Origin of the sequence: Plantibacter sp. CFBP 8775 (assembly GCF_014839505.1) — a bacterium.
GTDB classification, from domain to species: Bacteria; Actinomycetota; Actinomycetes; order Actinomycetales; family Microbacteriaceae; genus Plantibacter; species Plantibacter auratus.
On sequence record NZ_JACYNV010000003.1, the window covers coordinates 1 to 13,475 of the forward strand.

The window sequence follows — 13,475 nt, forward strand, 5'->3', positions numbered from 1 at the left end:
TTTCGGGGCTAGCCAGCCGCCAGGATCTGTGAAGACGACGATGTCTCCTCGCTCGATGGGTAGAAGCCGTGGCTCGAGCTGATTCACCAACACGCGGTCGTCCTTCTGCAGCGTGTTCTCCATCGAGCCTGAGGGGATATAGAACGAGCGCACGAGGAAGGACTTGATCAGGACCGATGCCAGGAGGGCGATCACGACGATGATCAGAAGATCACGGACAAACAACCATCCAGACTTCCTGTGTGGCCGGCTCGATGATGTTTCCGGCGTTGTCGTTTCGATCAATTGGTTCCCTCAGGGTCATCGCTCAGCTGTCAGAACAAGTTCACGGACCAGCCTTGCTCTTTCAGGAGCGGGGCAACGGTGCGCAGCTCACTTGGCGTCACGTGGGTCAAGCGGACGACCGCCATCACGAGTGCGGACCGCTCTCGGGCGCCCGGAACGCTCACATAGTGGTCGACTTGGTGGACTTCTGCATCGAGTCCGACCAGGCCGTGCACCGCGGTATCGAACGTCCCTCGACCGAAGCGCTCACCGATGCGAGGAGCGGCCGCGGCGCGAATGTCCTCGCGGATGACCGCCCCCAGGCAGGTGTGGCCATCGGGGCCGAAGAACTCGAACCGCACTCCAATGGGCACGCCCCCAGTTACTTCCGTTGCACGGGTACTGGTCGGGGTCTGGTCATCTGCACTCATGGCGACGACCGTAGTACCCGCTGCTGGCAACTGATGCACAGCTCACCCTCCACCTCACCCATGGCGAGTTCGGCCCGGGTGCTGGACGTCATGGTTGGCAATCACCCCGCTGTGTCGTACTGTGTACAAAATGAATACCGTAAGAACAGGAGTATCCATGCCCACCGTCACCATCCGCGTCGACCAGCGAACCAAGGACGACCTCGAAGCGCTCGCGAGCGGTCGCAATCAGACCATCTCCGATGTGGTCAGGCCGGCCCTGGATGCCCTCCTCGGCCGGGAAACGCGGACCGCCCCGGACCTTGCCCCGGTGAGCCTCAGTGCGTTCGAGCGCCGCCAACTGGCGCTCACGCACCGCATTCTCGCCATCCTGAACGGCGGTGTGGAGGAGTTCGCCACGGATGCCGACGAGGAGCTCGCCCGTGCGCACGTGCTCGAGGAGGGCTACACGGCTGAGTACTCGCGCGAGTTCGCCGGGATCTACCCAGAACTCTCGCGCGCCGAGAGCAAGCTCGTGATGGACATTCTCGACATGTTTAGCCTCATCAAGGCGGGACTTCGCGCGCCGGAGAATCAGCCCGTCGACGATGAGGTCGCCGCAAGGTTGCGGTTCCGTGGATTCGATCGGAACGATCCTCGTGAGTCTCGCTTGCTTGACTATGCCCGCTACTTGATCGCCGATGGGCGCTGGGTCGAGCTCGCGGACGTCTTCTCGTCGGAGAATGACAACGGCAACTCGCACATGCCCTTCCTGGATGCGTTCCAGCGCATGCTCCGCGCCTTCGTGCCGATCCGCGAGAGCTTGCGCAGCGGCCGCGGCGAGAGGGCTTGGGTGTTGAGCAACGATGACCTGCGCCAGCTTGCCGTCGCGGCCACGCACCCCTCGCAGCGCGGGGAGTAGGCGCGGGCGGGTCAGTTTCTGGCCACTCCGCTTGGATTGCCAATGGAAGGCATTCTGATGTTAAGTTCGGAGCCTCACCCATGGCTTCGGAGGAACAGTGGCGGCACGCAGCAAGAAGAAGGTCTCGTCGGATCAGGTCGAACTGGATCTGTGGGGTCTCTCAGAGTCCGAAGCCGACGCTCACCTCGAGCAGGGTCGGGTCGATGAGGCGTCACCGGTCGAGGCAGCACTGGTCTCGGGACAGCTGAGTTTTGATGATTTTTGGGCACAACAGGAGGGTGGGGATGATGAGCAAGTTCGAGGAGCAGGCCAGGGAGTATTGGGCGGCCGCGGCACCGGAGAGGTTCGCGGCGTTGGAGGATCCGGACGAGTTCTTCCGGGATCTGGGAGCACAGATCGACACCCGGGTGATGGAGCTGTCGGAGGTGTTGGAGCAGCAGCTGCCGAAGAACGAGCCGTATCTGGATCGAGTGGCGAGTCTGCAGGGCGTCAGACATCAGGCGGAGGAGATCGCGTTCGCGGAGTTGGCGGCGATCGAGTCGGAGACCGATCACGGTCGGGAGGAGTGGGACTCGGCGGTGAGAGCGGTCGACGACGCGTTGGAGGACTGGGCGTGGCGGGCGCAGGAGCACCCGCCGTTGACGGTGGAGGTCGAGGACCAGGCAGCGGAGTGGATGCTGCCGGTGACGTTCATCGAGCAGCTGATCGCGGCGCCGAGCCCGACGGCGTTCTTGGCCGATCACGCGACCGAGATGCAAGCGAGCGCGGATCGGCGCTACCAGCGGTACCTGCAGCAGCTCGAGTAGCGGAGCCGTTCGCCACCCCGACGTCGGTGTTCGTGCCGTCGGGGGCGAAGGCTCGGTTCGCGGCGAACCTCGCTGCGCTCGAGGTGCTGCACCAGGTGCAGGCCGATGGGCGGCCGGCGACCGCTGCCGAGCAGACGCTGCTGGCCGGATGGTCCAGTTGGGGTGCGATCCCGGAGGTGTTCGACGACACGAAGGAGAACTGGGCGGCCGAGCGCCAGCAGCTGCAGGCGGTACTGAGCGAGCGCGAGTACGCGCAGGCACGCCGCACCACCATCAACGCCCACTACACCGACCCCGCCTACGTCGCAGCGACCTGGGACGCGTTGTCCCGGCTCGGTTTCGACGGCGGCAAGGTCCTGGAACCGGGGGCCGGTTCCGGCACCTTCATCGGCCTCGCGCCGGCAGTGGCGCAGATGACCGGGGTGGAGCTGGACGAGGCATCAGCGGCGATCTCCGCTGCCCTGTATCCGCAGGCGCAGATCCGCGCTGAATCGTTCGCCGACACCCGGTTCCCGCGCGGCTACTTCGACGCCGCCATCGGGAACGTCCCGTTCGCCGACGTCCGACTGCACGACCCTGCACACAACGCCGGCCAGCACACGCTGCACAACCACTTCATCATCAAGTCCCTCGCCCTCACCCGCCCGGGCGGGCTCGTCGCCGTGCTCTCCAGCCACTACACACTCGACAGCCAGAACGGTGCCGCGCGACGGCAGATGAGCGAGCTCGCGGATCTCGTCGGCGCCGTCCGGTTGCCTGGCGGCGCGCACCGGCGCACAGCCGGAACCGAAGTCGTCACCGACCTTCTCGTGTTCCGACGTCGCGAAGAGGACCGGCCGCCGGCAGACGCCCTCTGGGAAAGCCTCACCACACGAGCCGTCAACGGCGGTACAGCGAAGATCAACGCGTACTTCGACCGCCGCCCGGAGAACATCCTCGGTGACCTTTCCCTCGCCACCGGCATGTACGGCAACGAGACCCTGCACGTCACCAGTGACCTCAGCACCGTGACGGTGCAGCTCGAGGAAGCGCTCGGCCGTGTCGTCGCCGACGCCCAGCAGACCGGGCTGTTCATGACCCCACGCAGCGCTGAGTCCGTCCAAGCCATGACCGAGTACCGGCCGGCGCCGGCGGATCGGTGGGACGGCACGATCGTCAGGGAACGGGACCGGAGCTTCTCGGTCGTCTCGAACGGCGCGTACCGGCCGTTCGCCGTGCCGAAGACAGCCCACAGCGAGCTCGCCACGATGCTCACCCTCCGCGACAGCGCCGTGCAGCTGCTGCAGGCTGAAGCGGCAGAGGTGCGGGACACCCCGGAGCTCGCCGCGTTGCGGTCCCAGTTGCATCGCCAGTACGACGCCTACCAGCGCCGGTACGGTGCCCTGAACCGGTACACGCTCCGCCCGACCGGGCGCACCAACCCGGAGACGGGTGAGGTGATCACCGCCCGCGTCCTTCCCGCCGCGGTCAGGCTGCTCCGTCAGGACCCGTTCGGTCCGACGGTGATGGCGTTGGAGATCTTCGACGACGAGTCCCAGCGCGCCGAACCGGCGGCTTTGTTGAAGCAGCGCGTTGTGATGCCTCGTCCACCCGTCACCCAGGCCGACAGCCCGGCCGAGGCCATCGCGGTCAGCCTTGACTGGGTGGGCCGGGTCGACCTCGACACCATCGCCGGCCTCCTCGACGTCGACCAGGTCGCCGCCCGTGAGCAGCTCGGCGAGATGGTCTACGACGACCCTGAGACGGGCGAGCTCATCCATGCCCCGGCCTACCTCAGTGGCGACGTGCGCATCAAGCTCGACCAGGCCCGCGCCGCTGCCACTGAACACCCGGACCGGTACACGGTCAACGTCACCGCGCTCGAGCGGGTGCTCCCGGAGCCGTTGACGATGGAACACATCCACGCGAGCCTCGGCGCGGTGTGGATCAGCGAACACGTCCACCAGGCGTTCCTGCAGGACATCCTGAAGGACGCCACCGTGCGGGTCGAGAACCCGGTCCCTGGCGGCTGGGAGGTCCGCAGCCAGCAACGGCGCTCGGTCCGCTCGGTCAGCGAATGGGGCACCGAACGCCGCCCCGCCCCCGACATCGCGGCCGCACTGATGGAGCAACGCGCCGTCATCGTCGAGGACGAGATCGAGTACAACGGTTCCGTCCGGCGGGTTCTGAACCCGTTGGAGACCACCGCGGCGCAGGAGAAGGCCGATCAGATGGCCGAACGGTTCTCCGAGTGGGTATGGGAGGACCCCGCGCGCGCCACCCAGCTCGCTGACGAATACAACCGCCGGTTCAACGCGATCGTGCTCCGCGACTACAGTGCCGAGGGCGAGTACCTCTCGTTGCCGGGCATCGCCGCGACGTTCAAGCTGCGCCCGCACCAGCGCGCGGCGATCGCCCGCGCGATCGCGGAACCCACCGCCGGTCTCTTCCACGGCGTCGGCGCCGGGAAGACCGCGGAGATGGTGGCATCCGCGATGGAACTGAAGCGGATGGGCCTCATCCGCAAACCCGCCATCGTCGTCCCCAACCACATGCTCGCGCAGTTCTCCCGCGAGTGGATGCAGATCTACCCGCAGGCGAGGATCCTCGCCGCTTCCAGTAAAGACCTCGCCGGCGACAAGCGGCGCCTGTTCGTCGCTCGCGCCGCAACCAACGACTGGGACGCGATCATCATGACTCGCACCGCGTTCGAGAAGGTCCCCCTCTCCCCAGCAGCGGAGGCCGAGTACATCACTGCCGAAGTCGACGCCGCCCGGGCCTCCCTTGCCCAGGCGCAGGGCGAGGACCGGATGTCGGTGAAACGCATCGAGCGCACCATCTTGACCATGGAGAACCAGCAGAAGAAGCTCCTCGACAAGCCCCGCGATCCGGGACTGACGTTCGAGTCCACGGGCATCGACTACCTCATCGTCGACGAGATGCACGACTACAAGAACCTCAACACCCCATCCAACATCCAGGACGCCGCGATCACCCCGGGAGCCCAGCGCGCCAGCGACCTGCACTCCAAGCTCCAGTACCTGCGCTCACAACCAGGCGAACACGTCGCGATCGGTGCAACTGCCACCCCGATCGCGAACAGCATCACCGAGGCCTACGTCATGCAACGGTTCCTACGTCCCGACCTGCTCCGCAACGCCGGTATCGACAGCTTCGACGCGTGGGCGGCGACGTTCGGGAAGACCGTCACCGAGATGGAGATGTCCCCCACCGGGTCCTTCCGGCTGAAGACCAGGTTCGCGAAGTTCCAGAACGTCCCCGAGATGCTGCGCATGTGGCACGTGTTCGCGGACGTGAAGACCCCGGAACAGTTGAACCTGCCCGTCCCCCTCATCCGTGTCCGGGAGGACGGGCAACGCCGTCCTGAGATCGTCACGATCCCCCCGACCCCGGAGCTGCAGCGGTACGTCACGCAGCTCGGCGAACGCGCCGACGACGTCGCCGCCCGGAAGGTCAGGCCGGAGGAGGACAACATGTTGAAGATCTCCACCGACGGCCGTAAGGGCGCTCTCGACATGCGCATGGTCGACGAGCACGCGATCCCCAGCGGCCCCACCAAGATCCGCACCGTCGCCCAGAAGGTCATGACCGAGTGGCGCAACACCCGCGACCTCACCTTCGTCGACGACGAAGGCACCATCTCCCCAGCCCGAGGCGGCCTGCAACTCGTGTTCTCCGACCTCGGCACACCCTCGCAACGGTGGAACGCCTACGATGAGATCAAGCTCACCCTGATCGAGCTCGGCATGCCGGCTGACCGGATCCGGTTCATCCACGAAGCCAAGAACGACACCGAGAAGGCTCGCCTGTTCGCGGCAGCGAAGGCCGGCCACGTCGACGTGCTCCTCGGCTCCACCTCCAAGATGGGCGTCGGCACCAACATCCAAGCGCGCATGACCGCGATGCACGACGTCGACTGCCCCTGGCGTCCCGCCGACGTCGAGCAACGCCATGGTCGCGGCATCCGTCAAGGGAACCAGAACCCCGAGATCGGTGTGTATCAGTACGTCGTCGAGGGAAGCTTCGACGCCTACATGTGGCAGACCGTGGAACGGAAAGCGAAGTTCATCGGACAGATCATGCGCGGCACCCTCGACGCCCGCGAGATCGACGACATCGGCGACGCCGCCCTCAGCGCCGCAGAGACCAAAGCGCTCGCCTCGGGAAACCCACTCATCCTGGAACAGTCCGTCGCGAGCAACGACGTCGCCCGCTTCGAGCGCCTGCAGCGCGTTTGGCACCGCAACCAGTCCAACCTCGTGGCCATCAAAGCGCAAGCCATCCGCACGATGGAGAACCTCGAAGGCGCGATCACCGGCATCGAGGCAGCGCTTCCACGGATCATCGACACCAGCGGTGACGCATTCGCCATGGCCGTGCGCGACCTCCCCTACCGCAGCCGTACCGACGCTGCAGCAGCGATCCAAGACTGGGCCAGAACCCGCACCGGCGACTATCTCGCACCCAACAGCGAACGCGCCATCGGCGAGCTCGGACACCTCGGCGGCTTCACCCTCGACGCCCGCATCACGAAACAGCTCGGCACCACCATGATCGGCGTGCAGCTGCGCGACGTCCCAGGCGCCGGAGTATCCATCCCCCGCGGCGACCTCCTCGAGAGCGGCATGGGCTTCATCCGAATGCTCGAGAACCGCATCGCCACCCTCCCCCGGCTCCTGCAACAGACAACCGAGCAGCACCAAGCAGCGTGCTCGAACCTCGCCGACGCCGAAGCGAACCTCGGCACCCCCTTCAAGCACGCGAACGACCTCACTGAGGCCAAACAACGCCTGGCCAGCGTCGAGGCTCAGATCACCGACAGCGCAACCAATCACGGACCGGCCGCAGCCCCGGCGACCGCCGCCACCGCACCAACCGCCGCCAATCCACGCGTGGTCGACAGCGAACTCGTCGAACGTGTGAGGCGGATCAACACCGCTACACCAGCTGCGAACGAGGAAACAGCACCTACGAGCACACCACCAAGGAGGGGCTGGCCGAGCGAGCCACAACGAGAACGTGGACGACAGCTGTAGCTCGAGCAGAAAGACGTGTGGCCCGCCGGAGTGGGCCACACGGTGCTACTTCGAAATCCGAATGGGGCCTAACGCAGAAGGGCCGGCAATGGACCCAATCTCTCATCGGGCGACTGCGCCGCGCATCGATAGGCTGAACTGTGCCATTCGACCTCACTGACCGCCGACTGAAGAAGCTCTACGGTCGATCACCTGAGAGCATTGCCTTCGTCGACGAGGCCTACCGCGTCGATGGCCACGGGGAACCCTTTTACATCGTCAGCGCCGTCGTCGTCGACGGCCCCGCCATCGACGCCCTCCGCGACACCCTGCTCGAGATCGTCGGTAGTGACTACTGGCACACGACCAAAGCCTTCCAGAAGGACGGCGAAGCGCTGAAGGAAACGCTCCGAGGCCTCGCGCAGCATCTCGCGCACGACGGCTCAGTGTCGCTCTGTACCGTCGATACTGACCCCGCGCACTTCGCGAATGTGGAGCAAGTCAGGTGGTTCACGATGTGCTCCATGGCGTCCCTCCTCGTTGAACAGCACGGTGTCGACCTGTGCGTCTACGAACGACGCCGAGAAGGTGCTGAGGAGACCGCGGACCGTCACATCGAACGCACCATCCAGGAGCGCCCCGCTACCCGTAACCTCCGCATGCACGGCGGCACCCCGTACAGCGAACCCCTGCTCTGGGCACCCGATGTCGTCGCGTCAACACTACGTCGACGTATCGCCTTCCGAGAGGGCGAGTGGTTCGAGCCATTGCGCGAGAAAACCACGATCTTCAAGGCGGGAACCGCGGACACTGTCAAAATGTCGCCGCTTAACTGAAACAACCCCCGAGGGCCGCAGCAAACTCAAAGGGGTCCGACTGGCTGGAGGGGTAAACCCGACGCACCAGGCGTTGTTTCATGAAATAGTCTAGATGCCGCTATTGACGTCGTCAACCACATCTAAGCCACAGTGGCTGACTCACAGCCGGGTTTCAGCCCTGGCAACGAGTCTCGCGCCCGAGAGCGGTAGAGGTGCCGGGCCGCCTGCCAGCGGCGCTGTGTTGGCCCGTGCCGGGTCTGGGGCATTTCCGCGGGACTGCGATCATATGGTCCCACTCCCCCGCGACCAACACGGCCGGCGCTGCCGACCCCTGCACGCTGGAAACTTCTGAGCCACGGTCGCAGCTCCGCTGTCTAACGCGACTCGGAGGCGTGGCTAGTCGCGTGTTTGGTTGCTGCGTCGACGACCAGCGAGGTGAATAGCTCGGTGACGGTCATGGGGTTGCTGTCGTCGGTGGGGTAGAAGGCGAGTTTCCCGTCGACGATCGGTAAGTGGTTGAGCTGCGTGGTGAACGGTCGAATGGTCAGAACACCTCGTGCGGAAGCGGTTGCGGTTGCCAGTCCCGCGGCGATGGCGTCGGTGACAGGCGCGAGGATCATGATTTTGTGCCGTCCCAGCGCGCGTGTGAAGGCGCGAGTCTTTGCGAGATCGGTCCATCCCTCTGAGGCCGGGCCGATTGCCGCCGCATCATGCGCAGTGCTGGGGCGATCGCTGAGGAGCGTGCCGTCTGTGCGCAGGCTTCCGTTCCCGAATGGCCATGCCTGCCCGACGATACGGCAGCGGTGCCCGGTCAGACGCCGTTGATGGTGCTCGAGGATTGGGATGGTCGGCACACCTCGTGCGGAGAGCTCTGCGGCCGCCGCTGTCGCCAGGTGGCGGACCTCATCTGCGGCACGCCGATGAGTGAGCCTGAGCTGAGCTGCTACGGCTGCGGCAGAGCGGTCCGCAGCTGCTTGAGCTTCGAACGCGGCATTGACACTTGAACTGAAGTCACTCATTCCGTCACCGTATCCGCAGCCCCTGACGGGGTCACTGGCGCCGACGGTGCTGTTGGCGAGGCTCCCTGCGACTGCACTGACGTTTGCGCGGGCACATCGGTCCAGATCCAAACCTTGTCCTTGTCTCTGACCTCTGCGAATACCACGCTGGCCACAGCGAGAAGGAGTGCGAAAGTTCCTGCCCTTGGTATACCCATGACTCCCATCCACCAGGCGCCTAGCAAGAGAATCCAACCAATCCATCCGATGATGAACTTTGAGTCGCTATAGCGGCCCAGCGCGAGAAATACGTACGTGAGAAGAAGCACGGACAAATCACCGAATTTCGCGGCGTTGCTCGCGACGAAGACCGGGGCTCCCGTTGAATACAGCGCATTCATGATGTCCGGAGACAGTGCGGCTGCAAGCGCAACGAGTGCTCCGGCCCCCGCCAGGACAACAACAATCAAACGAACTCTTTGCTGGCCCCTGGGCAGCTTGCCCGGACTCACTTCTCCACGATTCCCCATGAGCGAATACTACTGAAGCAGCCGGATTACTCAGGTGCCGGCTCTGCCAGCGCTGTGTTGACCCGTGCCGGGTCTGGGGCGTTTCCCGAGACTCCGTCACATGCCAGTGCGGGCGACAATCGTAGCTCGAGCAGAAACGCGTGTGGCCCGCCAGAGCGGGCCACACGGTGCTTCGGTGCCGTCAGTCTTGACGCAGTCCGGTCACGGCGCAGATGCGGCTGGTTCGCCGTTGTTCGGCGGTGAGGAAGATCGCCGGATGATCTGGCTCGTGATCGCTGCGACGCCTACTGATGCAACGGCTGCGATGAGGAGCACGGTCAGGTTGGGCATGACACCGAACAGGGCGAGCACGCCGACGATTGCCACGAAGAGAGCCAGCGCTAGGAGCGTGGCCATACGCTTCAGGTTTCTCTTTCCACTCACGTCATCACCCTATTCCTCTAGGAGCTCGGCGCAAGCAGCGGACTGACGATGGCGATGCCGATGCCAGTGACGACAGTGCACGTGAGGACGTTGTCAGCGCACCAATCGTTCGCAGCCTCATAGCCGCCCTTGACTGCAGCCCAGGCGCCGGCCTGGCGTGCGGCGTAGTTCGTGTTGTCGACTTGGAAGATGATCTTCCCTCCATGCTGAGAGGAACTGAGGTCGTAGAGCCGGTAGATGCCATCACAGGTGTCCGGATCCTTCCCATCCCAGACGGTGCTGTTCCCGCACAACGCGCGGGTCGGTGTCGCGGCCGCTGCTGGTGTCGCCACGGCAACGGAGCCGCCGATTCCGAGGATCGCGGTGAGGGCGAGTGCGCTGGTGGTCTTCGTAAACTTCATCATTTCCGTGTTCCTTTCAGTCGCGTTCGTACAGCCATTCCGGTCTACTCTCGAACGCACCCAAAATTCCCAGGAAACACTCCGGATCGTGTCGGCGATGCCGCAAGATGACCGTCATGACGGTGAAGCACAGGGAACCTGGCAAAAACCTGAGTCGAGGATGAAGGAAGAACCCAGGTCGCTCGAGTCGCGACTCGGAAGCATGCCAGTGCCTGCAGCGAGCATCGTCCTGGGATAGAGAGAACAACGGTGCCGCCTGCCGGCGGCGCTGTGTTGACCCGTGCCGGGTCTGGGGCGTTTCCCCGAGACTCCGATCATATGGCGGCTCTCCCCCGTGACCAACGCGGCCGGCGTTGCCGGCCCCTGCGTGCCGGAAACTTCTGAGCCGCGGTCGCAAGCTCCCTGATTTCGGCTCAGAACTTTCCGCCCCTTGGGGTGCCCGCTGATGGTCCCTCCTCCGCTCCACCATCTGCTCTGCGTATCGGGGAAACGCCCCGATGCGGAAAACAGAAGGGGGCAGCAATGCTCAACGGACTCAAGATCACGACCGGCGCGGTCATCGAAGCGGTCGGGATCCAGGACGGCGTCGACGTCGTCGGCATCAACGCCGCGCTCGGCTCGGACTGGTACGACCTGATCCCGGTCACCGACACCCTCGACCTGTTCGTCGACCGGGACCAGGGCCAGGACGTGAACGCGGCGCTGACCGCGATCATGCAGGCCAACGGCTACGCCGGGGCGATCCACGGCACCGGGATGTTCTTCGGCGCTGACCCGGAAACCGGTGCGACGGGCAGCCTCACCGACACCCAGCTCGCCGCCCTCGTGACGTCCTACACGACCGTCACGCACTACTGGTCGCCCGCGCTCACCGCGCACTAACCCACCCCAGCAGCACCCAAAAGGCCGGGGTCGGTGACAAGAGAAGTGTCACCGTTCCCGGCCTGCCACCAGCCTACAAGGAGCACCACATGACCACCACCGCCACCGCCGTCGACGAGGCCGCGCAGATGATCCGCCACTGGACCCACGGCGACGTCCTCGGCTCACTCTCCGTCACCGAGGGCTACATCCTCGCCATCCTGTTCGAGCAGCTCGACCAGGTCGACGTCGCAGACCACATCGTCCGCCAGGTGTGGGACGGCGAGGCAGCGGATTCCCGTGACCCGCTGCCCTGGGTCAACGCACACGGCTCCCGCCTCAGCGACGACGACCACGCGACGGCCGAACCCGGTGAGGGCGACGAGCGCTTCCGCTTCCGCCCGCGCGCGAGCTTCGCAGATGAACCCGACGTGATCGCGTACCGGGCGGCACGCGAGTGCGCCGACTGCGGAGCCTATGAAGGCCCCCTCCACACCACCGGCGGCATCACCCGCTGCGCCGCCTGCACCCCCACCGCTGCCGCGTAGACACCCACCACACCCTGTCGAACCCCACACCTAGGAGCCACCATGAACACCACCATCACTGCACCCGCCGCGACCACCTCTGTGACCGTCGAACTGATCGACCCGGCCACCGCCGTCCTGGACGAGAACATCCGCACCAACCCGACCCTGTCCAACGAGTTCCTTGCGCAGATCCGCACCGAAGGCGTCCGTGTGCCGGTCCTCGCCCGCCGAGGCGACGACGGCACCATCTACGTGTGGGACGGGCAGCGCCGCCTGCTCGCCGCCCGCGAAGCAGGACTGTCGGGGATCCTCGCGATCTTCGGCACTTCCGACGCCAGCAAGGTCGCTCGGATCACCGACCAGCTCACCTCCTTCAATCGCGACGACATGAGCAACACCGACCGGGTCGCAGCGTTCGAGCAGCTCGCGCTCGAGGGCATCAGCGTCGCCCGGATCGCGAAGACCACCGGCACCAGCAAGGCCACCGTGAACGCCGCCCTCACCGTCAGCGCCAGCGCGACCGCGAAGGGAGCGTTGGAGAGCCACCCGATCACTCTCGACGTCGCGATGCGCCTGGCCGAGTTCGACGGCAACGATGACGCGGCCGCACGCATCCTCGAAGCCGTCGAGAACGGCTACAACCTTGACCACATCGTCCAGCGCATCCGCGACGACATCGCCATCAACGCCATCCGCGACCGCATCACTGCCGAGCACACTCAGCAGGGCATCCGCGCCTTCTCCTCCAACGACTACGGCCAGTACACGACGCTCACCCAGCTCACCGACGCCCCAGCCGACGCCGAACACCGCCCAGTGATCAGCATCGAGGAACACACCAGCTGCCCGGGCCACGCGCTCGCCATCGCCGTTCACGGCCTCAAAGACAGCGATATCCGCATCTACGGGGTCTGCACCGAACCCCAGCACCACCACAACCGATGGGGCGGCAACACGCAATCCAAGGTGAAGCTGTCCGAGCTGCCCGACGACGAAGCCGAAGCGCGCCGGGCGGAGCGCCGCACCCTCATCGCCAACAACAAAGCCTGGGACTCCGCGGAGACCACGAGGCGGACCTGGCTGTCGGAGTTCATCAACCGCAAGACGCTCCCCAAGGACGCCGACACGTTCGCAGCGCTGACGTTCACGCAGCACGCGTTCCTCGTCAGCAGCGACAACCGCTCCATCGCGGACGAAATCACCGGGGTCAGCTACCCCTACGGACTCCAGAAGCTCGTCGAGGCCACCCCGACGAAGGCCGCGCACGTGACCCTCGCCGTCGCGATCTCCGCACGCGAACACCACACCAGTCGCGACTCCTGGCGCACCACCAACGCCGCCGACATCGACTACCTCCTCCAGCTCGAACGCTGGGGCTACACCCTCTCCCCCGTCGAACGCATCGCCGCCGGATACATCGAGACGGTGACGCCCGAGTAACCATCCACGGTCGGGGCGAGGCGCACCCTCGCCTCCGACCCCTCGGCACTCGAAGGC

Annotated in this window: 13 protein-coding genes; 7 read left to right on the forward strand and 6 right to left on the reverse strand. The window is 65.4% G+C overall.

Annotated elements, in window-relative coordinates; translation table 11 throughout:
* A partial coding sequence (gene lepB / locus IFR14_RS20200; protein ID WP_191942166.1) for a signal peptidase I occupies positions 1 to 285 on the reverse strand: 285 nt, incomplete at its 3' end.
* Between the two features lie 29 nt (positions 286 to 314).
* Complete coding sequence (locus tag IFR14_RS20205; RefSeq protein WP_191942167.1) at positions 315 to 695, reverse strand: hypothetical protein; 381 nt, start codon at positions 693 to 695, stop codon at positions 315 to 317.
* 157 nt (positions 696 to 852) lie between these two features.
* Here IFR14_RS20205 and IFR14_RS20210 point away from each other — a divergent pair, with 157 nt between their 5' ends.
* The 4 genes from IFR14_RS20210 to IFR14_RS20225 all read left to right on the forward strand — a co-directional run bounded on the left by IFR14_RS20210 (position 853) and on the right by IFR14_RS20225 (position 8,253).
* Complete coding sequence (locus IFR14_RS20210) at positions 853 to 1,596, forward strand: YfbU family protein (RefSeq protein WP_191942168.1); 744 nt, start codon at positions 853 to 855, stop codon at positions 1,594 to 1,596.
* 284 nt (positions 1,597 to 1,880) lie between these two features.
* The gene (locus tag IFR14_RS20215; RefSeq protein WP_191942169.1) at positions 1,881 to 2,402 is read left to right on the forward strand and encodes a hypothetical protein; all 522 of its coding nucleotides are present in this window, start codon (positions 1,881 to 1,883) and stop codon (positions 2,400 to 2,402) included.
* A gap of 26 nt (positions 2,403 to 2,428) precedes the next feature.
* A complete protein-coding gene (locus IFR14_RS21535) occupies positions 2,429 to 7,438 on the forward strand; it encodes a helicase-related protein (protein ID WP_191942170.1) in 5,010 nt (1,669 codons plus the stop codon).
* Between the two features lie 140 nt (positions 7,439 to 7,578).
* Positions 7,579 to 8,253 carry a hypothetical protein gene (locus IFR14_RS20225; RefSeq protein WP_191942171.1) on the forward strand — a complete coding sequence of 225 codons (675 nt, stop codon included), beginning with the start codon at positions 7,579 to 7,581 and terminating at the stop codon, positions 8,251 to 8,253.
* 356 nt (positions 8,254 to 8,609) lie between these two features.
* On the opposite strand, the gene IFR14_RS20230 is transcribed toward IFR14_RS20225, so the two are convergent.
* The 4 genes from IFR14_RS20230 to IFR14_RS20245 form a co-directional block, all read right to left on the reverse strand.
* Positions 8,610 to 9,254 (reverse strand): hypothetical protein, encoded by a 645-nt coding sequence (locus IFR14_RS20230; RefSeq protein WP_191942172.1) that lies wholly within the window; start codon positions 9,252 to 9,254, stop codon positions 8,610 to 8,612.
* Positions 9,251 to 9,763 (reverse strand): hypothetical protein, encoded by a 513-nt coding sequence (locus tag IFR14_RS20235; protein ID WP_191942173.1) that lies wholly within the window; start codon positions 9,761 to 9,763, stop codon positions 9,251 to 9,253. Before IFR14_RS20235 ends, IFR14_RS20230 begins: the two co-directional genes overlap by 4 nt.
* Positions 9,764 to 9,964: 201 nt before the next feature.
* Positions 9,965 to 10,186: a hypothetical protein gene (locus tag IFR14_RS20240; protein ID WP_191942174.1), complete on the reverse strand. Its 222-nt coding sequence runs from the start codon at positions 10,184 to 10,186 to the stop codon at positions 9,965 to 9,967.
* 17 nt (positions 10,187 to 10,203) lie between these two features.
* Positions 10,204 to 10,590, reverse strand: a complete 387-nt coding sequence (locus IFR14_RS20245; protein ID WP_191942175.1) for a hypothetical protein — start codon at positions 10,588 to 10,590, stop codon at positions 10,204 to 10,206.
* Positions 10,591 to 11,109: 519 nt separating this feature from the next.
* Here IFR14_RS20245 and IFR14_RS20250 point away from each other — a divergent pair.
* The 3 genes from IFR14_RS20250 (at position 11,110) to IFR14_RS20260 (ending at position 13,418) form a co-directional block, all read left to right on the forward strand.
* On the forward strand, positions 11,110 to 11,469 hold the full coding sequence (locus tag IFR14_RS20250; protein WP_191942176.1) for a hypothetical protein: 360 nt from the start codon (positions 11,110 to 11,112) through the stop codon (positions 11,467 to 11,469).
* An 89-nt stretch (positions 11,470 to 11,558) separates the two neighbouring features.
* Entirely contained in the window at positions 11,559 to 11,996 is a 438-nt protein-coding gene (locus IFR14_RS20255) for a hypothetical protein (protein ID WP_191942177.1), read from the forward strand.
* A 42-nt stretch (positions 11,997 to 12,038) separates the two neighbouring features.
* Positions 12,039 to 13,418 carry a ParB/RepB/Spo0J family partition protein gene (locus tag IFR14_RS20260; protein ID WP_191942178.1) on the forward strand — a complete coding sequence of 460 codons (1,380 nt, stop codon included), beginning with the start codon at positions 12,039 to 12,041 and terminating at the stop codon, positions 13,416 to 13,418.
* Positions 13,419 to 13,475: the final 57 nt, after the last annotated feature.

Excerpts from the sequence above, each read along its gene's own strand:
- IFR14_RS20235 (WP_191942173.1), bottom strand. The coding sequence starts at position 9,763 with ATGGGGAATCGTGGAGAAGTGAGTCCGGGCAAGCTGCCCAGGGGCCAG.
- IFR14_RS20210 (WP_191942168.1), top strand. The coding sequence starts at position 853 with ATGCCCACCGTCACCATCCGCGTCGACCAGCGAACCAAGGACGACCTC.
- IFR14_RS20250 (WP_191942176.1), top strand. The coding sequence starts at position 11,110 with ATGCTCAACGGACTCAAGATCACGACCGGCGCGGTCATCGAAGCGGTC.
- IFR14_RS20230 (WP_191942172.1), bottom strand. The coding sequence starts at position 9,254 with ATGAGTGACTTCAGTTCAAGTGTCAATGCCGCGTTCGAAGCTCAAGCA.
- IFR14_RS20215 (WP_191942169.1), top strand. The coding sequence starts at position 1,881 with ATGATGAGCAAGTTCGAGGAGCAGGCCAGGGAGTATTGGGCGGCCGCG.
- IFR14_RS20205 (WP_191942167.1), bottom strand. The coding sequence starts at position 695 with ATGAGTGCAGATGACCAGACCCCGACCAGTACCCGTGCAACGGAAGTA.
- IFR14_RS20255 (WP_191942177.1), top strand. The coding sequence starts at position 11,559 with ATGACCACCACCGCCACCGCCGTCGACGAGGCCGCGCAGATGATCCGC.
- IFR14_RS20245 (WP_191942175.1), bottom strand. The coding sequence starts at position 10,590 with ATGATGAAGTTTACGAAGACCACCAGCGCACTCGCCCTCACCGCGATC.
- IFR14_RS20260 (WP_191942178.1), top strand. The coding sequence starts at position 12,039 with ATGAACACCACCATCACTGCACCCGCCGCGACCACCTCTGTGACCGTC.